20 protein-coding genes are annotated in these 18,309 nt (G+C 49.2%); 12 read left to right on the top strand and 8 right to left on the bottom strand.

What is annotated here, in order from left to right:
* Position 1: 1 nt before the first annotated feature.
* Positions 2-343: a YebY family protein gene (locus H9644_RS04390; RefSeq protein ID WP_191773416.1), complete on the top strand. Its 342-nt coding sequence runs from the start codon at positions 2-4 to the stop codon at positions 341-343.
* Between the two features lie 407 nt (positions 344-750).
* Positions 751-1,407: a protein-serine/threonine phosphatase gene (gene pphA, locus H9644_RS04385; protein WP_191773414.1), complete on the top strand. Its 657-nt coding sequence runs from the start codon at positions 751-753 to the stop codon at positions 1,405-1,407.
* Here the strand turns inward: pphA and H9644_RS04380 are convergent, their stop codons facing one another.
* From H9644_RS04380 to yebS, 5 genes are all read right to left on the bottom strand, one after another.
* Positions 1,408-1,599 carry a YdfD/YebW family protein gene (locus H9644_RS04380; RefSeq protein ID WP_064529257.1) on the bottom strand — a complete coding sequence of 64 codons (192 nt, stop codon included), beginning with the start codon at positions 1,597-1,599 and terminating at the stop codon, positions 1,408-1,410.
* A gap of 105 nt (positions 1,600-1,704) precedes the next feature.
* Positions 1,705-1,941: a YebV family protein gene (locus H9644_RS04375; protein ID WP_002431586.1), complete on the bottom strand. Its 237-nt coding sequence runs from the start codon at positions 1,939-1,941 to the stop codon at positions 1,705-1,707.
* Between the two features lie 117 nt (positions 1,942-2,058).
* On the bottom strand, positions 2,059-3,498 hold the full coding sequence (gene rsmF, locus H9644_RS04370; protein WP_191773412.1) for a 16S rRNA (cytosine(1407)-C(5))-methyltransferase RsmF: 1,440 nt from the start codon (positions 3,496-3,498) through the stop codon (positions 2,059-2,061).
* Positions 3,499-3,577: 79 nt separating this feature from the next.
* Positions 3,578-6,211: a lipid-binding membrane homeostasis protein YebT gene (gene yebT, locus H9644_RS04365; RefSeq protein ID WP_191773410.1), complete on the bottom strand. Its 2,634-nt coding sequence runs from the start codon at positions 6,209-6,211 to the stop codon at positions 3,578-3,580.
* Positions 6,180-7,463 (bottom strand): membrane integrity lipid transport subunit YebS, encoded by a 1,284-nt coding sequence (yebS, locus tag H9644_RS04360; protein ID WP_064529254.1) that lies wholly within the window; start codon positions 7,461-7,463, stop codon positions 6,180-6,182. Before yebS ends, yebT begins: the two co-directional genes overlap by 32 nt.
* 129 nt (positions 7,464-7,592) lie before the next feature.
* On the opposite strand from yebS, the gene msrC reads away from it, so the two are divergent.
* The 4 genes from msrC (at position 7,593) to htpX (ending at position 12,026) form a co-directional block, all read left to right on the top strand.
* Positions 7,593-8,090, top strand: a complete 498-nt coding sequence (gene msrC, locus H9644_RS04355) for an L-methionine (R)-S-oxide reductase (RefSeq protein ID WP_001043882.1) — start codon at positions 7,593-7,595, stop codon at positions 8,088-8,090.
* A 96-nt stretch (positions 8,091-8,186) separates the two neighbouring features.
* A complete protein-coding gene (gene proQ, locus H9644_RS04350; protein WP_064529253.1) occupies positions 8,187-8,885 on the top strand; it encodes an RNA chaperone ProQ in 699 nt (232 codons plus the stop codon).
* Positions 8,886-8,904: 19 nt separating this feature from the next.
* A complete protein-coding gene (prc, locus tag H9644_RS04345; protein ID WP_064529252.1) occupies positions 8,905-10,953 on the top strand; it encodes a carboxy terminal-processing peptidase in 2,049 nt (682 codons plus the stop codon).
* Positions 10,954-11,144: 191 nt separating this feature from the next.
* Positions 11,145-12,026, top strand: a complete 882-nt coding sequence (gene htpX, locus H9644_RS04340; protein ID WP_000984517.1) for a protease HtpX — start codon at positions 11,145-11,147, stop codon at positions 12,024-12,026.
* A gap of 47 nt (positions 12,027-12,073) precedes the next feature.
* Here htpX and H9644_RS04335 read toward each other — a convergent pair whose 3' ends face one another.
* Positions 12,074-13,447, bottom strand: a complete 1,374-nt coding sequence (locus H9644_RS04335) for an MFS transporter (protein ID WP_064529251.1) — start codon at positions 13,445-13,447, stop codon at positions 12,074-12,076.
* Between the two features lie 176 nt (positions 13,448-13,623).
* Here H9644_RS04335 and kdgR point away from each other — a divergent pair, with 176 nt between their 5' ends.
* Complete coding sequence (gene kdgR, locus H9644_RS04330; RefSeq protein ID WP_096849880.1) at positions 13,624-14,415, top strand: DNA-binding transcriptional regulator KdgR; 792 nt, start codon at positions 13,624-13,626, stop codon at positions 14,413-14,415.
* 148 nt (positions 14,416-14,563) lie between these two features.
* Here kdgR and H9644_RS04325 read toward each other — a convergent pair whose 3' ends face one another.
* A complete protein-coding gene (locus H9644_RS04325; RefSeq protein WP_064529249.1) occupies positions 14,564-14,803 on the bottom strand; it encodes a YobH family protein in 240 nt (79 codons plus the stop codon).
* Between the two features lie 156 nt (positions 14,804-14,959).
* Here H9644_RS04325 and mgrB point away from each other — a divergent pair, with 156 nt between their 5' ends.
* From mgrB to rlmA, 5 genes are all read left to right on the top strand, one after another.
* Positions 14,960-15,103 carry a PhoP/PhoQ regulator MgrB gene (mgrB, locus tag H9644_RS04320; protein WP_191773399.1) on the top strand — a complete coding sequence of 48 codons (144 nt, stop codon included), beginning with the start codon at positions 14,960-14,962 and terminating at the stop codon, positions 15,101-15,103.
* 74 nt (positions 15,104-15,177) lie between these two features.
* Positions 15,178-15,465, top strand: coding sequence for a YebO family protein (locus H9644_RS04315; protein ID WP_191773397.1), 288 nt, complete (start codon positions 15,178-15,180; stop codon positions 15,463-15,465).
* 656 nt (positions 15,466-16,121) lie between these two features.
* Positions 16,122-16,238, top strand: coding sequence for a DUF2627 domain-containing protein (locus tag H9644_RS04310; protein WP_064529246.1), 117 nt, complete (start codon positions 16,122-16,124; stop codon positions 16,236-16,238).
* Between the two features lie 39 nt (positions 16,239-16,277).
* On the top strand, positions 16,278-16,487 hold the full coding sequence (cspE, locus tag H9644_RS04305) for a transcription antiterminator/RNA stability regulator CspE (RefSeq protein ID WP_001062678.1): 210 nt from the start codon (positions 16,278-16,280) through the stop codon (positions 16,485-16,487).
* 166 nt (positions 16,488-16,653) lie between these two features.
* A complete protein-coding gene (gene rlmA, locus H9644_RS04300) occupies positions 16,654-17,463 on the top strand; it encodes a 23S rRNA (guanine(745)-N(1))-methyltransferase (RefSeq protein WP_191773395.1) in 810 nt (269 codons plus the stop codon).
* Here rlmA and mntP read toward each other — a convergent pair.
* Complete coding sequence (gene mntP / locus H9644_RS04295; protein WP_064529244.1) at positions 17,460-18,026, bottom strand: manganese efflux pump MntP; 567 nt, start codon at positions 18,024-18,026, stop codon at positions 17,460-17,462. The two genes, rlmA and mntP, sit on opposite strands and share 4 nt — an antisense overlap.
* Positions 18,027-18,309 lie beyond the last annotated feature (283 nt).

Raw genomic sequence — 18,309 nt, 5'->3', positions numbered from 1 at the left:
AATGATGAAAAAAAGTATATTGGCGTTTTTGTTGCTCACCAGTTCCACAGCGGTGCTGGCGGCTCCTCAGGTGATTACCGTCAGCCGTTTTGAAATTGGCAAAGACAAATGGGCGTTTAATCGCGAAGAAGTGATGTTGACATGCCGACCGGGTAATGCGCTGTATGTCATTAACCCCAGCACCCTGGTGCAATACCCTTTGAACGATGTTGCGCAAAAAGAGGTTTCCAGCGGGAAGACTAAGGCCCAGCCTATTTCAGTGATCCAGATTGACGAACCCAACAAACCTGGTGAAAAAATGAGCCTGACGCCATTTATAGAACGAGCTGAAAAACTCTGCTAATTACCTGAATTAGCCTTTTGATTTCCCCAAAAAAAACGCCCGGGATCTTTTATCAGACCGGGCGTTTTTTTACTTTTTAAAGGATGATAAAGACGCTTTTTTCTGACCACTTTTCATGTGGACTGGAAAACCTGGCGTCGTCATCTATTCTTAAAGGGCAAGGCAACTAAGCCTGCATTAATGCCAACTTTTAGCGCACGGCTCTCTCCCAAGAGCCATTTCCCTGGACCGAATACAGGAATCGTATTCGGTCTCTTTTTATCTATAAAGCCAGCGGATGAATACATCACTGTTTTCCCTGTGCTGACTTCACAATCAACCATAACACACACTCTACTGCTTCAGTCCAGCCTTTTTTAACATTTATGTTAAAATAATGTGACCTTCTGCGCGGGAGTAAAAAATTGATGAAAGAGGCAGGCCGCACCTATCAGAAAATTGATGGCAGCCATTGGCGACATATCTGGTTGGTAGGGGATATTCATGGCTGTCTTGGATTACTGCGTATCAAATTATGGCACTGCCGTTTTGACACGTGGCAAGACTTATTGATCTCGGTAGGTGATGTTATTGATCGTGGTCCGGAGAGTTTGCGTTGTCTTCAACTACTGGAGCAACGCTGGGTTAGAGCGGTAAGAGGTAATCATGAGCAGATGGCGATAGATGCACTGGCCGCGCAGCAGATGTCTTTATGGTATATGAACGGTGGCGACTGGTTTGCTGCGCTGACAGATAAACAACAGAAGCAAGCAGAAAGGGCACTCGAAAAATGCCAGCATTTGCCTTTTATTCTTGAATTAAACAGTTGCACGGGCAAACATGTTATTGCCCATGCTGATTATCCAGACGACATTTATCAATGGCAAAAGGAAGTCGATTTGCACCAGGTATTGTGGAGTCGTTCGCGATTACGTGAAGGCCAAAAAGGGCAGGGAATTAGCGGTGCTGACCATTTCTGGTTTGGCCATACGCCATTACCTCATCGTGTAAATATTGGAAACTTGCATTATATAGACACCGGCGCCGTCTTCGGAGGGACACTCACGGTGGAACAACTCCAGTAACTAAAAGTTACTGTACTCCTGTGCGGGCCGCCAGAACCCATCAATAAAATCCTCAACAGGAAAGCAGCCACCGTGGCGGATCCGTTGATCGTCCATTGAGTAGATGCACTGCTGTTCCGTGTTGTAAACGTCAACAACAATATCTTCACAGCCAGCGTCCAGATAGCAAACAAAAAGTACCAGCGCGAACATTTCATCCTCGAAGTGTGGTGCCGTACCGTTAAGTTTAGGAGAGTATTTTACTTCGGGGAAATAACCAGAATAAATAACCCGCCATGCCGACGGGTTCTTTTTGGATCAGGCAAGACGCATAATCCAGGCATCAGACTTTTGATCGTAGCGGGTACGGTACAGGACAGAGTGTTCGCCGTTCAGTAGAGCTGGAATGCTGGTTTCGGCGTCCCAGGCATCCAGTTGCATACACAAATCGGGGTCAGATTTACAAGGAATCGTTAATGTTCGATCGCCTGGCGATTCGCCGTGTAACTCACCGTCATCGATTTCAAAAGCGCCTATGCGCACACTGGTTTTCATCTTCGTGCTCTCCGTTTATCTGCCGGTTGTGGTACGACCAGTCCGATCGCACCATTTTTCAGCGTAGTCAAGGCAGTGAGATTCGCCAGTCAAAACGTGCGCTTTTTTTGTGCGCAGTCAGGCGTTACCAGTAAACAGTTTTCCGTCACGTACCAGTTCCCGTGGGTAACTGTTTTTCAGTCGCGAGCCAATACGTTTGGCTAAACCTATTGGCTGATGCTGGAAGGTTACCAGCACATCATCCGTAGTTGGCGCGGTTTGCGGGTAAACATCGCGCCCGCGATACCACTCTTCCGCTTCCTGTGGTGTCAGTTCAAACGCGTTAGCATGGGCGACTGAGGCAAGAGCAATGACAGCTTCATGCTGCCAGCGATAACCTTTGTTATGCATTTCGGCAAGCTTAATTCCCAGACGGGAAAACCGGACTTTACCGATCAACGCTTCAATGCCCACCGGGAATAACCAGAGTTCTTTATCGCGCTGCCAGAGGCGCAGATTTTCATCCCAGTTTAAGCCGACACTCGCAGCTGCCTGCCGAATTTGTGCGGATTCGCGATCTTTCACAGGGCTAAACGGGAAATTACCCACTTTGTATTTCGGCGCGGGTAAGGCAGGAATCGACTGTGTTTTGCGCAGACGGGCAACGAAGAAGCCTTCGCAGTCGTAAATTTGTGGGAAAACGTGCAAAAAGCCTTCTTCGGTCAGCGCCTTGTCCGCGCCTGGGAAGAGATTGCCAAGCGGTAAAAACTCTACTGCGTCGGGGTAAGTCTCTTTCAGCCACAGACAAACGGCTTCGTTTTCTTCCTTGTTTAAGGTACAGGTTGAGTAGACCAGCGTACCGCCAGGACGTAATGCGTGAAAGGCACTGTCTATCAGTTCCCGCTGGGTCGCAGCAATTTGCTGATTGCTTTCCGGTGACCAGTTTTTCAGTGCGTCGGGATCTTTACGCACCACGCCTTCGCCAGAGCAGGGGGCGTCCAGTAAAATGGCATCGAACATTTCTGGTAGCGCAGCACCAAAGACGCGGCCATCAAAATGAGTCAGCGCAACATTACTTATGCCACAGCGGCTGATATTGGCATGTAACACTTTTACCCGGCTGGCGGAAAACTCATTGGCAAGAATCGCCCCTTCGTTATTCATGCGAGCGGCAATTTGCGTGGTTTTTGAACCAGGCGCGGCGGCAACATCCATCACCCGCTGCGGGGAGTTACCCTCGGCAAACAACGCCGCAACGGGCAACATTGAACTGGCTTCCTGGATGTAAAACAGACCGCTTAAATGTTCAGCGGTACTGCCCAACGGCAATGTCTCTTCATCATCGCGTTCAATCCAGAAACCTTCATCACACCAGGGAATCGGCGTTAGCGTCCAGCCGTAAGACGCGGTTAATTGCAGGAAATCAGCAACGGAGATTTTCAGGGTATTTACGCGAATGCTGCGGCGCAACGGGCGCTGACAGGCGGCGAGAAAATCATCAAAAGAGAGCGCCGAAGGCATGGCTACACGCATTTGCGTCAGAAAGGCGTCCGGGAAATAAACGGTTTGTTGGGCCACGAGTATGTACCACTGGCAAAAAAACAGGCGCGCAGTTTAGCATAAACGCTCCGGCGCAGGCACGCCGGAGCTATGTGGCTTATCGTGGCAGTGCCGTTCCCCATTCACGCCACTCTTTCGGTTCACTTTCCAGCAACAGGAAATGTTTGCCTTCCTGGGCTTTCGGAGCCAGCGGCGTGCCTGGCGGTGTGGCGAAGGCGATCCCGCCACGGATAAACTGATTAAAGGTGCCGGTTTTCACCACGCCGCCCGTCAGACCGAAGTCCAGACTGTAGCCCGAAGCTAGCCAGAAGACGGAGTTGTTACGCACCAGGTGCTGGTAACGTTTACTGATGCGCATCGCAATCATCACCCGATCCGACAATGTTCCCAGCGTCATTCCGGTGACTGTACCTACTTCCAGACCACGGAACAGTACTGGTGTACCAATACCTAACGAACCGGCTTCGGGCGCTTCGACAATAATGCTTAAGCCATCAAGGTAACGAGAATCAGTAATGGTAGCTTCCTGCAACTCAAAGTCACGGCGAGGATTACCCCGACCTGGTTCGACGTTGATATACGGCTGGAGTAGCGTATCAAGATGCTCAACGCCTGCCGCTGAAATTTGCGGTGTGACCACCGAGAAGCGCGTACCACCGCGGGCGAAGGTCTGGACATATTCCGGATAGAGCACCGCTTTTGCCTGCACTTCATTGTGTGCGGTGATCAGATCCAGCGTCTGGATTTGCCCGATATCAATCCCGAGATAGCGAATTGGCATCCCTACCGCCAGTTTTCCGGCATCGAAAGCGTGGAGCGTAATCTGCCCACCGACCGCACGAGCGGCTGTTTCTGACGCATACAGAATCCGCTTATCGCCTTTGCGCTGACTGGCGCTGGCGCCGCTGAGATTATCGAAGCTGATGGCTCCCTTTAACGCCCGTGAAAGCGGTGATGCCTGAACGGTCAGGCCGCTGCTGTTAAGTTGAACTTTCGCGCCGCCTTCTGCCCAGAATACGCTGTTACTGGTCAGCAGGTTGCGATACTCCGGCTTAATATGCAGATCGATGTCAAACGCGTTAGCTCGCGGACGTACGGTAATAACTTCACCGACTTCAAATTTGCGGTACAACACTACCGACCCTGCCTGCACATCCGGCAGCGTCTCTGCACTTAAACTCACGGTCGTTGTGGGTAAATCACTAAGACTATTTTCGAGGGCTTTTTCCAGATTGGCGTACAGTGGGTAGCTGGCTTTCATCTCACCTTTGTCGCCCGGCAGAATACGGATACCGCCGTTGATCCATTCTGAGGCGCTGGCACCGAGAAACTCGACACCATCCAGACCCACTTTCACGTCGACACGACTATTAACGACAAATTTGCTGTCGCCTTTTACCAGTACGCGATGCTGGGGTTCGATAGCAACGGTAAATGTCACGCCTTTGCTGGTGAGTTTACGGTCGATAACCTGACCGACCTGTACGCCGTGAAGAATGAGCGGCTGACCGGCATCGATGCCATAGCTTTCTGGTGCCGTCAGGGTTAGCGTCAGAACATCCGGCTCTTGCAGCAGGGCTTTCTCGCCTGGCACAACAACAAACTCTTTGCGTGGTTCGCCATCACCAGGCACCAGTTCGAACGTTTTGCCTGTCAGCAGGGCGCTGAGGTTGGCATCGCTGAGGGATAATTTCGGATTACGTAATTCGATGCGGGTGTTTTCACGAAGCAGGGTGACGACGCTGGGATCAACGGTCATTTCCCCGGTGACTTTGCCTCCTGGGTTTAAATCCAGTTTGGTCAGTTGCCCGACTTCCAGCCCCTGGTACATGAGCGGCGTTGAATCGGCGCTTAATCCCACTCCGCCTGGTAGATCCAGCTTTATGATCACCCCACGCTGGCTGTGGGCGAGATCCTCATACAGACCAAAGGTATCTTCCGGATCGGCAGGTTTCGACTCTTCTGGTGAATCAAAGGCAATTGCACCGTTAACCAGAGCTGCCAGGCTTTCCAGTTTCACCTTCGCGCCACTGATGCTGACATTGGCATCGACACCGGAAACGTTCCAGAAGCGGCTGCCTTTTTTCACCAAATCGGTGAAACGACGCTCAATCAGGACATCAATCACCACGCCTTGCTTATTGGGATTGATCGCATAGTCATAGACGCGTCCCACCGGGATTTTGCGGAAATAGACCAGCGATCCGCTGTTCAATGAACCGAGATCGGGGGCTTGCAGGTGGATCATCAGATCACCATTATCCAGCCGATATTTTGGCTGGGTATCGAGCGCCACAAAGTGATCCTGCTCTTTACCTTTGCCCGGCATCATGCCGATATAGTTACCGCCGACCAGCGCATCCAGTCCGGAAACACCCGCCAGTGAGGCTTTCGGCGTCACCAACCAGAACTGCGTCTCTTCGCGCAGCGCGTCTTTCATATCGGACTTGATACTGACCTTCACTTCAATCTTACGTAGATCGTCGCTGAGGCTGACATTCTGCACCGTTCCGACTTCAACGCCCTGATAACGAACAGGTGTGCGGCCCGGAACAATGCCGTCCGCCGACATAAAGTCGATGGTAACGGTATTGCCCCGATCCTGATAACTCCCCCAAATTAGCCAACCGGCAATCATTAGCGCAATGAACGGCAACAGCCAGAAAGGTGAGATACGGCGTTTAGTTTTAATTTGCGCTTCAGTCGTCGAAGCGGGCGTTTCCTGACTCATGTGCATCCCAAAGTAAGCGGCTGTCCAGCCATTCCACAGCAAGAATAGTCAAAATAACCGCTGCGCCGAAATAAAACGCAGCTGGTCCCATAGTAAAAGCAAGGATCTGATCGCGATTAATCAGCGACATGGTTAACGCAATGACAAACAGATCCAACATCGACCAGCGGCCAATCCAGGTCACTATCCGCAATAACATTATTCGCGTACGTAACCCCTGTTGGCATTTCAAGTGAATGCTCAACAATAAAGTGAACATAACAATCACTTTGGTAAATGGCACCAGAATACTGGCAATAAACACGATTCCGGCAACGGCAATATTGCTGTTCGCCAGCGACATAATCCCGGAAAGGATCGTATCTTCTTGTCGTCCGCCGTTCAGGTAAATGATCGAAATAGGCAGCAGGTTGGCAGGTAACAATAAGACAATTGAAGCCAAAAGCGCCGCCCAGCATTTTTGAATACTATGGTGGCGGCGCAGGCGAAGCGGGATATGGCAACGTGGACAGCGACCGCGCGGATCGGGGTAGCCGGTAAAGTGACAACCCAGGCAAACGCGTAATTTCTCGTCCCTACGCGTGGCAGAGCGCTGCGGATAAAATCGCTCCCACAGCTGTTCAACATTAAGATGTGACAATGTCACCGCTGTTAAAATCACCAGCGCGAAAAAAGCGAATAGCCCGATACCCGCCTGGATATGGGCGTAATCCTGTACCTTTATTGAAGCAACACCGATACCTACCAGATAGATATCCAGCATTACCCACTCTTTTAGTCGCTCCAGCATCAGCAACACCGGGCGTAAATTCATTCCCAGCCGATTGCCAAACCATAAATAAGCAATAGATGTCACCAGAATGAGAGGCGCGCCGATAACGCAGAAAAACACCATTGCGCCGGTTATCGCATCGCCCTGTTTGGTCATCTGCCAGATGCCTTGCACTACATTGGCGTCGATACGGATACCTAACAGCCAGATATGTAATAGAGGTTCGCCCCAGGCAAACGGCATTAGCAACAACATAGTAAAAGCCATTGCCGCCAGCCTTGTGAGCGACCAGTCACGTCCATCGCGAATTTTCGCCTGACAGCGCGGGCAATAGGCACTCTGGTGAGAATTTATCTCGGGCAGGCTAAACAGCATGTCACATTCTGGGCAACGTTGATAATCACCACGCGGTAGTTCCTCGCCAATTGCCCTCACTGTTATCTTTTTTGTCGGCGTAATTTGTGGGGTGTTAAGAGCCATGACATGCCAAATGTAATAAGAATTAACATTTATCTTAACCCATGATGGGAATGATCTTGAGCATTAACGCATTTAATGCTTATTTTAATAGGCTGGCAGTTCCAGGTAAGACAACTAAGTGATTATATAATGAACAAAACAGAATTTTACGCGGACTTAAACCGCGACTTTAATGCGTTGATGGCGGGAGAAACCAGTTTTCTGGCAACGCTGGCGAATACCAGTGCTTTGTTATACGAGCGCCTGACTGACGTAAACTGGGCTGGGTTTTATTTGCTTGAGGACGATACGCTGGTGCTCGGACCGTTTCAGGGCAAAATTGCCTGTGTACGGATCCCCGTCGGGCGCGGCGTGTGTGGCACTGCAGTTGCCCGCAATCAAGTACAGCGAATCGAGGATGTTCACGCCTTTGACGGGCATATTGCCTGTGATGCGGCGAGTAATTCTGAAATTGTCCTGCCACTGGTGGTGAAAAATCAGATTATTGGTGTTCTCGACATTGATAGTACCGTCTTCGGTCGCTTTACAGACGAGGACGAGCAAGGCTTACGTCAGCTTGTGGCACAGCTTGAAAAGGTGCTTGCAACGACGGATTACAAAAAATTCTTTGCGAGCGTCGCAGGATAATCAACGGATAACGTAGCATTTACTGATGACGTCATTATAATGACGCCTGTTCATGCCTGCGCTTGTTGGCTACGTCCGTTGTAATCAGGAAATTTCATGGAAAATCAACCTAAGTTGAATAGCAGTAAAGAAGTAATCGCGTTTCTGGCCGAACGTTTTCCCCACTGTTTCAGTGCGGAAGGTGAAGCGCGTCCGCTGAAAATCGGTATTTTTCAGGATTTGGTCGATCGCGTTGCTGGGGAAATGAACCTTAGCAAAACGCAACTGCGATCCGCTTTACGTCTCTACACTTCGAGCTGGCGCTATCTGTATGGCGTTAAACCAGGCGCGACGCGTGTCGATCTCGACGGCAACCCCTGCGGTGAGCTGGACGAGCAGCATGTAGAACATGCTCGCAAGCAGCTTGAAGAAGCGAAAGCGCGCGTCCAGGCGCAGCGTGCCGAACAGCAGGCGAAAAAACGCGAAGCTGCCGCAGCTGCAGGTGAGAAAGAAGACGCACCACGCCGCGAACGCAAGCCACGTCCTGCCGCGCAACGCCGTAAAGAAGGCGCCGAGCGCAAACCTCGCGCGCAAAAAACGGCTGAGAAAGCGCCAAAAACAGTAAAAGCACCTCGCGAAGAACAGCACACCCCAGTTTCTGACATTTCAGCTCTGACTGTCGGACAAGCCCTGAAGGTGAAAGCTGGTCAAAATGCGATGGATGCCACCGTATTAGAAATCACCAAAGACGGCGTCCGCGTCCAGCTGAATTCGGGTATGTCTTTGATTGTGCGCGCAGAACACCTGGTGTTCTGAAACGGAGGCCGGGCCAGGCATGAACATGTTTTTTAGGCTTACCGCGTTAGCTGGCCTGCTTGCAATAGCAGGCCAGACCTTCGCAGTAGAAGATATTACGCGTGCTGATCAGATTCCGGTATTAAAGGAAGAGACGCAGCATGCGACGGTGAGTGAGCGCGTAACGTCGCGCTTTACCCGCTCCCATTATCGCCAGTTCGACCTCGATCAGGCATTCTCGGCCAAAATCTTTGACCGCTACCTGAACTTGCTTGATTACAGCCACAATGTGCTGCTGGCAAGCGATGTTGAACAGTTCGCGAAAAAGAAAAATGAGCTGGGCGATGAACTGCGCTCCGGTAAACTTGACGTTTTCTACGATCTCTACAATCTGGCGCAAAAACGCCGTTTTGAACGTTACCAGTACGCCTTGTCGGTACTGGAAAAACCGATGGATTTTACCGGCAACGACACTTATAACCTGGACCGCAGCAAAGCACCGTGGCCTAAAAACGAGGCTGAGTTAAACGCACTGTGGGATAGCAAAGTTAAATTCGACGAGTTAAGCCTGAAGCTGACGGGAAAAACGGATAAAGAAATTCGTGACACCCTGACTCGTCGCTACAAATTTGCCATTCGCCGTCTGGCGCAGACTAACAGCGAAGATGTTTTCTCGCTGGCAATGACGGCGTTTGCGCGCGAAATTGATCCGCACACCAACTACCTTTCCCCGCGTAATACCGAACAGTTCAATACTGAAATGAGCTTGTCGTTGGAAGGTATTGGTGCGGTGCTGCAAATGGATGATGACTACACCGTTATCAATTCGATGGTGGCAGGTGGCCCGGCAGCGAAGAGTAAAGCTATCAGCGTTGGTGACAAAATTGTCGGTGTTGGTCAAACCGGCAAGCCGATGGTTGACGTGATCGGTTGGCGTCTTGATGATGTCGTTGCCTTAATCAAAGGGCCGAAGGGCAGTAAAGTTCGTTTAGAAATTTTACCCGCTGGTAAAGGGACTAAAACCCGTACGGTAACGCTGACGCGTGAACGCATTCGTCTGGAAGACCGCGCAGTTAAAATGTCCGTGAAGACCGTCGGCAAAGAAAAAGTTGGCGTACTGGATATTCCCGGTTTCTATGTTGGCTTGACAGACGATGTCAAAGTTCAGTTGCAGAAGCTGGAAAAACAGAATGTCAGCAGCGTCGTCATCGACCTGCGTAGCAATGGCGGCGGGGCGCTGACAGAAGCAGTATCGCTCTCTGGCTTGTTCATTCCTTCTGGTCCGATTGTTCAGGTCCGTGATAACAATGGTAAAGTCCGCGAAGACAGTGATACCGACGGCCAGGTGTTCTATAAAGGTCCGCTGGTGGTATTGGTTGACCGTTTCAGTGCTTCGGCTTCGGAAATCTTTGCCGCTGCGATGCAGGATTACGGCCGCGCGCTGGTTGTAGGTGAACCGACATTCGGCAAAGGCACTGTCCAGCAGTATCGTTCTCTGAATCGTATCTACGATCAGATGTTACGTCCTGAATGGCCGGCGCTGGGGTCAGTACAGTACACAATCCAGAAATTCTATCGCGTTAACGGTGGCAGTACCCAACGTAAGGGCGTCACGCCGGATATCATCATGCCGACGGGCAATGAAGAGACGGAAACGGGAGAGAAATTCGAAGATAACGCGCTGCCGTGGGATAGCATTGATGCTGCTACTTATGTGAAATCAGGCGATTTATCGGCGTTTGAGCCGGAATTGCTGAAGGAACATAATGCGCGTATCGCGAAAGATCCTGAATTCCAGAACATCATGAAGGATATTGCTCGTTTCAATGCCATGAAGGACAAACGCAATATTGTTTCTCTGAATTACGCTGTGCGTGAGAAAGAGAACAATGAAGATGATGCGATGCGTCTGGCGCGCTTGAACGATCGCTTTAAACGCGAAGGCAAACCGGAGTTGAAGAAGCTGGATGATTTGCCAAAAGATTACAAGGAGCCAGATCCGTATCTGGACGAGACAGTGAATATCGCGCTCGATCTGGCGAAGCTGGAAAAATCCAGACCAGCGGAACAGCCCGCTCCCGTCAAGTAACATCAATCAGGCACAAGAAATTGTGCCTGATTTTTTAACAGTGGCAAGATGCCGTAAATCAGATGCTACAAAATGTAAAGTTGTGTCTTTCTGGTGACTTACGCTCTATCCAGACTTGAAAATAGTCGCGTAACCCATACGATGTGGGTATCGCATATTGCGTTTTGTTAAACTGAGGTAAAAAGAAAATTATGATGCGAATCGCGCTCTTCCTGCTAACGAACCTGGCCGTAATGGTCGTTTTCGGGCTGGTACTGAGCCTGACAGGGATACAGTCGAGCAGCGTTCAGGGGCTGATGATTATGGCCTTGCTGTTCGGTTTTGGTGGTTCCTTCGTTTCGCTTCTGATGTCCAAATGGATGGCATTACGATCTGTTGGCGGGGAAGTGATCGAGCAACCGCGTAACGAAAGGGAACGTTGGCTGGTCAATACTGTAGCAACCCAGGCCCGTCAGGCGGGGATTGCTATGCCGCAAGTAGCTATCTACCATGCGCCGGATATCAACGCCTTTGCGACAGGTGCTCGTCGTGATGCCTCTCTGGTTGCTGTCAGCACCGGTTTGCTGCAGAACATGAGCCCGGATGAAGCTGAGGCGGTAATTGCCCACGAAATTAGCCACATTGCTAATGGTGACATGGTGACCATGACGCTGATTCAGGGCGTGGTGAACACCTTCGTTATCTTTATTTCACGTATTCTGGCGCAGCTTGCCGCAGGCTTTATGGGCGGTAACCGTGATGAGGGTGAAGAGAGCAACGGCAACCCGCTGATCTACTTTGCGGTTGCGACGGTGCTGGAGTTGGTATTTGGTATTCTGGCGAGCATTATCACCATGTGGTTCTCGCGTCACCGTGAATTCCATGCCGATGCAGGTTCAGCCAAACTGGTTGGTCGTGAGAAAATGATTGCCGCGCTGCAGCGCCTGAAAACCAGCTATGAGCCGCAGGAAGCAACCAGCATGATGGCCTTTTGTATCAATGGTAAGTCCAAATCGCTGAGTGAGTTGTTCATGACTCACCCGCCGCTGGATAAACGTATTGAAGCCCTGCGTACGGGTGAATACCTGAAGTAACTTGCAGTACATTTTAAAAAAGCGCGTCCTGGTTGACGCGCTTTTTTTTAGCTTTGCGCGCGCGGTTGGGTAATGCGTAAACCACTGACACAGGCGGCGATCACTGCCAGAATAGCCGCAGCCGTCAGCGAGACGTGCGTACCATTATCACCAAACTGATTCAACATCAACGCCACCAGCGCCGCACCGCTACTCTGACCAAGTAGACGCGCTGTCCCCAACATTCCACTGGCACCTCCGCTACGCTCACGCGGGGCTGAGGTAATAATGGTGTGATTATTAGGTGACTGGAATAACCCAAAGCCTGCACCGCATAAGATCATCGGCCAGATGATATTGATATCGGCAGGTGAAGCTGGCAACAGGACCAGTGAAAAAAGTCCTGCCGCCATGATGAACAGCCCTAAAGCACCAAGCAATCCAGCATGGACGCGCTCTATCAAATAACCTGCCAGCGGAGCCATTACCATCGTTGCCAACGGCCACGGGGTCAGAAGCAAACCTGTCTCAACTTCACTACGACTCAGCACAGTTTGCAGATAAAAGGGCAGGGAAACCATCGCCAGCATTTGCGCGCAGAAAGAGCAAATGGAGGTACAAATTGATAGCGTAAACAGCGGAATACGCAGTAAATCTACCGGTAGCAGCGGTACGGGAAGTGAAAGCTGTCGGCGAATAAAGAAAATACCAACAATAATCATTACCGCCAGTTCAGCGCCGATCAGCTTCAGCGATTGCCCCTGAGCAAAACCACTCAACGCGGTAATAAGCAGGCCGAATGTCAGCGCATTCATCACGGCGCTGGGCAGGTCAAACCGCGGCTTACTGGCGCGAGATCCATTTGGCGGCAGAAAACGCATCGCCAGGAGAAGGGCGATAATGCCCAACGGTACGTTAATTAAAAATAACCACTTCCAGGACGCGATAGATAGTATTGCGGCGGCGATCGTCGGCCCGGCAGCGGAGGAGACGGCGACAATAAATGAGTTAATTCCCATCCCCCGTCCCAGAAAACGTTGTGGGTAGATTAAGCGGATAAGTGCAGTATTGACGCTCATTAACGCCGCGCCGCCGAATCCTTGTATTACACGCGCCAGGGTGAGCATTTGCAGTGAATCGGAAAGGGCGCAAAACAATGATGACAGCAGAAAAACCACCAGGCCGCATTTATAAATACGTCGATAGCCAAACATATCGCCCAAAAAAGAGAACGAGAGTAAGGAGATAACAATCGCGATTTGGTAGGCGTTTACTACCCAGATAGAACTGGCTGGTGTGGCGTGGAGATCGGTTGCAATGGTTGGCAAGGCGACATTAGCAATAGCGCCGTCAAGAACCGCCATCGAAATACCAATAACAATGGTTAAAATTGCGCCGTACCGCTGAGGCAACGGCAGGCCATCGGCCTGAACTTTTGGCATAGGAATTTTATATCTTTTGGCAATAATCAATAGGGTTATGATTTTAGCACTGATATTCACGGTGAATGTCGCAGAATTGTAACTAACCGGCAAAAGATGGATTGCGACCACCCAGGCGCGAAATTATAATAAAAAACAGTTCTGATTTTTATAAAACACTCGCAATGAGGTGATAAATGGCTAACGCAGATCTGGATAAACAGCCTGATTCTGTATCTTCTGTACTGAAAGTTTTTGGCATTTTGCAGGCGCTGGGCGAAGAGCGTGAAATAGGGATAACCGAGCTGTCACAGCGCGTCATGATGTCAAAAAGCACCGTTTATCGCTTTTTACAGACCATGAAAACCCTGGGCTATGTCGCGCAGGAAGGGGAGTCGGAGAAATACTCTCTGACCCTGAAATTATTTGAGCTGGGCGCTCGCGCATTACAAAACGTCGATCTTATTCGCAGTGCAGATATCCAGATGCGTGAGATCTCCCGTTTGACCAAAGAAACCATTCATCTTGGCGCACTGGATGAAGACAGCATCGTTTACATCCACAAAATTGACTCTATGTACAATTTGCGCATGTATTCACGGATTGGTCGTCGTAATCCTCTGTACAGCACTGCGATTGGCAAAGTGCTGTTGGCCTGGCGCGATCGCGATGAAGTGAAGCAAATCCTTGAAGGCGTGGAATATAAACGCAGTACCGATCGGACCATCACCAGCACGGAGGCGTTATTACCTGTGTTAGATCAGGTTCGCGAGCAGGGATACGGCGAAGATAACGAAGAACAGGAAGAAGGACTGCGCTGCATCGCCGTTCCGGTGTTTGACCGCTTTGGTGTGGTGATTGCCGGCTTGAGTATTTCCTTCCCGACGCTGCGTTTTTCTGAAGAACGTTTGCAGGAGTACGTGGCGATGTTGCATACGGCAGCACGCAAAATATCCGCACAAATGGGATATCACGACTATCCATTCTGATTAGAATAAGAACCTGTCCGCATAAAATCCAGGCAGGTTCTTCATTTAATGTGGATTAAATAATGTTAATGGTGATATATCGTTCGATCAGAAGATGAAAGTACTTTATATCCAGTGGTTTTGATGTGGATATTCATACCGTTATCTATCAACCATTATCGACGACGATATTGCTTTTACGTAGCAGCGGGCAATCTGTAATCCCAAAAAATCCACTTTTAGTATGCAGATATTGCACCGTGCTTGTGCTTCGCGCGGTGAGATACGTGCATTGCAGCCCTAACCCGGCAGCATTTTCCTTGCTTCCAATCAGAACGCCATATCCGCTGAGTAATAATCCTGTCCATACCAGTGCTATCAAGATAATTGTGCGAATAATAAATCGCATTACGACCTCTTCTCTTTTTGTTTGCTTAATCGTAGCGGCAATATGGACTGAAGCAAGCGTATCATTCCGAAAAAGCACGAATATCGACATAGTTAGACGTCGTTTAACTAACGCATGATAGTTTAAAGGCAGAAGATAGGTTAAACGGAGATTGGAGTGAAAAAGTTTCGATGGGTCGTTCTGGTTGTCGCTGCGCTGGCTTGCTTGCTTCTATGGATGCAGGTATTCAACATAATGTGCGATCAGGATGTGCAATTTTTCAGCGGAATTTGTGCCATCAATCAGTTTATCCCGTGGTGATATCATTTTTTCATCAGTTGATTTCCTTCCTGCGTAGCAGTGGTAAAATGGCGCCTCTACTTAGAGGTGGTTAAATGAACGAAGTTGTAAATTCAGGCGTGATGAACATTGCGTCTTTGGTTGTATCGGTAGTAGTTCTCATTATTGGGCTCATCTTGTGGTTTTTCATCAACCGTGCCAGTTCCCGGACTAACGAACAGATTGAACTGCTTGAGGCACTGCTGGAGCAGCAAAAACGGCAGAATGTACTGTTACGCCGCTTGTGCGAAGCTAACGAACCTGTAAAAGCGGATGAAAAGGTTACTGAGAACCAAAAAACGGGTGAAGATGAAGATATTATTCGTCTGGTAGCAGAACGGTAATCCTTCCTGCAATTTGAGTAACCCTGTGTTAATGGGTTACTCATCTCATCATTCTTACATGCACTATAATGATTCAAATTAATCCTTTATTGGATTTTGATTATTTACCCTGTTATTTGTTCATTTATTTCGGCATCAGAAAAAGTTATTTTTTGTGCTGAGTCATTGGGATGTTTGCATCAGAATAGTGATTAATTGCAGCATTGTTTATAAGCGAAACGTTTCTCTCCTCATTTTTTTATTATTCATCATTTTTTCTTATTTTACATTATTAACATGCTTTGAATATGGCTTCAGTATTGCATCTGTTTATGTTGTTAACTGACTGTTTTATGAGATAAAGTTATATAACACTTTATCATTACATAGTATAAAAAGTGATATCACACACATTGTGTAATTAAATTGTATTTCTGAACTGGAAGATTGGATCTTATTGAACTATGGTAGAAACCACATCAGTTCAGGCATCTGTTTGTACTGGTTTGCTTAAGTGTCTCGATATATCGACACGCATTCCGTTGCATAAATGTGCAAAAAAACTGGAAGGCGTATCGAGATTTGTGCAGCTGATCGAGACATGTTTAAAAATGGCTTGCCATAATTAACGTTGTATGTGATAACAGCTTTGGGTTAAACGAGGTACAGTTCTGTTTATGTGTGGCATTTTCAGTAAAGAAGTCCTGAGTAAACACGTTGTCGTTGAATACCGCTTCTCTGCCGAACCTTATATTAGTGCCTCAAGCAGTAATGTGTCAGTTTTATCTCTGTAATGCCTGCGGGCGAAGAAAACAATCTAAGGAATTTTTCAAATGGCAAAGATTAAAGGTCAGGTTAAGTGGTTCAACGAGTCTAAAGGTTTTGGCTTCATTACTCCGGCTGATGGCAGCAAAGATGTGTTCGTACACTTCTCCGCTATCCAGGGTAATGGTTTCAAAACTCTGGCCGAAGGCCAGAACGTTGAGTTCGAAATTCAGGACGGCCAGAAAGGTCCGGCAGCTGTTAACGTAACCGCTATCTGATCGAATTCACTGATCTGAAGTGTTAACGCACTTCAATCTCGCTATAAAGCCTCGTCGTAAAGCGAGGCTTTTTACTTTGTTAAATGCTCGCTTCCGGCCTTCGAATATTTGCCCGCAGCGCGATTCGCGTTACACTTGCGGCATTTAGTATCCTGCCGGAGTTTTCATGTCGTTTTCCTGTCCACTTTGCCATCAGCCTCTATCGCTTGAAAAAAATAGCTATATCTGTCCCCAGCGGCATCAATTTGATATGGCGAAAGAGGGATATGTCAATTTGCTGCCCGTTCAATATAAACGATCCCGCGATCCAGGCGACAGCGCGGAAATGATGCAGGCGCGACGTACTTTTTTAGATGCCGGTCATTACCAGCCGCTTCGTGATGCGATAGTCGCTCAATTGCGTGAATGCCTTAATGAGCACGCAACCGCGGTGCTGGATATTGGCTGTGGGGAAGGGTATTACACTCATGCTTTTGCCGATGCATTACCAGAAGTGACAATCTTTGGTCTTGATGTCTCTAAGGTGGCAATTAAAGCAGCGGCGAAACGCTATAAGCAGGTTACCTTTTGTGTCGCTTCCAGCCACCGTCTGCCTTTTGCCGATGCCAGTATGGATGCCATTATTCGCATCTACGCGCCATGCAAAGCAGAAGAGTTAGCGCGTGTCGTCAAACCGGGAGGGTGGGTAATTACCGTTACCCCTGGGCCACGACATTTAATAGAGTTGAAAGGGCTGATTTACGACGAAGTACTTCTGCATGCACCCCATACTGAACAACTGGAAGGTTTTGTATTACAGCAGAGCGATGAACTGCGGTATCCGATGCGTCTTCGCGGCGATGAAGCCGTCGCGTTGTTACAGATGACGCCGTTTGCCTGGCGTGCGAAGCCAGATGTCTGGCAAACGTTGGTGGCAAAAGAAGTATTCGACTGCCAGACGGACTTTAATATTCACCTCTGGCAGCGAACAAATTAACCGTGGTAGTGCGTCCAGAGGATCTGGACGCCGATGCCAATCAGCACCAGTCCGCCAAGAATTTCCGCTTTTTTTCCGAGAATCGGACCGATAAAGCGGCCAATCATCATCCCTAATGTCGACATAATCAACGTTGCACAACCAATTGCCAGCGCGGTTGCGATAATGTTGACTTGCAAAAAGGCCAGACCTACACCAACAGCCATCGCATCCAGGCTGGTGGCAATCGCGGTAGTCACCAGCAACCAGAAGCCATGACGGCGGCGTGGCTCTTCATCTTCATCATCTCCACCGCGAAAACCCTCAATAATCATTCTTCCGCCGAGGAATATCAGCAGGATGAATGCGATCCAGTGGTTCCATTCGAGGACAAAGCGGCTAGCCAGCATGCCCATACCCCAGCCGATCAGCGGCGTCAGCGTTTCGACGGCACCAAAAATAAGGCCGGTTCTCAGGGCTTCAGAAAATTTCGGTTTATGGAGGGTGGCACCTTTACCGATTGATGCAGCGAAGGCATCCATCGACATACCAAAAGCAAGAAGAACAGTAGCAGTGATATTCATGACAACGTCCTGACCGGGGTATCCATAAAACACATCTCCGCCCCCCGCAAACATGCACACATGAACGACAAAACGCGCTCATGCAGGCATAGCGATTGATGTGCATATGGTCTCGCCTGACTGAAAATGTTCAGTCCGTACGTGCCACGTTTTGCAACGAGTATGTTGACACGTACATTTCCGGAGTCTGGAAATCGGCTACTCCCCAAATGAGGGCGCAACCTTAACATATTTTGAGAATATAAAACAATGGGCGGATATATTATTCCATTGTTTTGTTGAT

The sequence above is a fragment of the Escherichia whittamii genome, from assembly GCF_014836715.1.
GTDB lineage: Bacteria > Pseudomonadota > Gammaproteobacteria > Enterobacterales > Enterobacteriaceae > Escherichia > Escherichia whittamii.
Note: the sequence above shows the minus strand (reverse complement) of the source record. Positions and strands in the feature narration are given on the sequence as shown.

Excerpts from the sequence above, each read along its gene's own strand:
- H9644_RS04390 (WP_191773416.1), top strand. The coding sequence starts at position 2 with ATGATGAAAAAAAGTATATTGGCGTTTTTGTTGCTCACCAGTTCCACA.
- pphA (WP_191773414.1), top strand. The coding sequence starts at position 751 with ATGAAAGAGGCAGGCCGCACCTATCAGAAAATTGATGGCAGCCATTGG.
- H9644_RS04380 (WP_064529257.1), bottom strand. The coding sequence starts at position 1,599 with ATGTTCGCGCTGGTACTTTTTGTTTGCTATCTGGACGCTGGCTGTGAA.
- H9644_RS04375 (WP_002431586.1), bottom strand. The coding sequence starts at position 1,941 with ATGAAAACCAGTGTGCGCATAGGCGCTTTTGAAATCGATGACGGTGAG.
- yebT (WP_191773410.1), bottom strand. The coding sequence starts at position 6,211 with ATGAGTCAGGAAACGCCCGCTTCGACGACTGAAGCGCAAATTAAAACT.
- yebS (WP_064529254.1), bottom strand. The coding sequence starts at position 7,463 with ATGGCTCTTAACACCCCACAAATTACGCCGACAAAAAAGATAACAGTG.
- msrC (WP_001043882.1), top strand. The coding sequence starts at position 7,593 with ATGAACAAAACAGAATTTTACGCGGACTTAAACCGCGACTTTAATGCG.
- proQ (WP_064529253.1), top strand. The coding sequence starts at position 8,187 with ATGGAAAATCAACCTAAGTTGAATAGCAGTAAAGAAGTAATCGCGTTT.
- prc (WP_064529252.1), top strand. The coding sequence starts at position 8,905 with ATGAACATGTTTTTTAGGCTTACCGCGTTAGCTGGCCTGCTTGCAATA.
- htpX (WP_000984517.1), top strand. The coding sequence starts at position 11,145 with ATGATGCGAATCGCGCTCTTCCTGCTAACGAACCTGGCCGTAATGGTC.
- H9644_RS04335 (WP_064529251.1), bottom strand. The coding sequence starts at position 13,447 with ATGCCAAAAGTTCAGGCCGATGGCCTGCCGTTGCCTCAGCGGTACGGC.
- kdgR (WP_096849880.1), top strand. The coding sequence starts at position 13,624 with ATGGCTAACGCAGATCTGGATAAACAGCCTGATTCTGTATCTTCTGTA.
- H9644_RS04325 (WP_064529249.1), bottom strand. The coding sequence starts at position 14,803 with ATGCGATTTATTATTCGCACAATTATCTTGATAGCACTGGTATGGACA.
- H9644_RS04315 (WP_191773397.1), top strand. The coding sequence starts at position 15,178 with ATGAACGAAGTTGTAAATTCAGGCGTGATGAACATTGCGTCTTTGGTT.
- H9644_RS04310 (WP_064529246.1), top strand. The coding sequence starts at position 16,122 with ATGTGTGGCATTTTCAGTAAAGAAGTCCTGAGTAAACACGTTGTCGTT.
- cspE (WP_001062678.1), top strand. The coding sequence starts at position 16,278 with ATGGCAAAGATTAAAGGTCAGGTTAAGTGGTTCAACGAGTCTAAAGGT.
- rlmA (WP_191773395.1), top strand. The coding sequence starts at position 16,654 with ATGTCGTTTTCCTGTCCACTTTGCCATCAGCCTCTATCGCTTGAAAAA.
- mntP (WP_064529244.1), bottom strand. The coding sequence starts at position 18,026 with ATGAATATCACTGCTACTGTTCTTCTTGCTTTTGGTATGTCGATGGAT.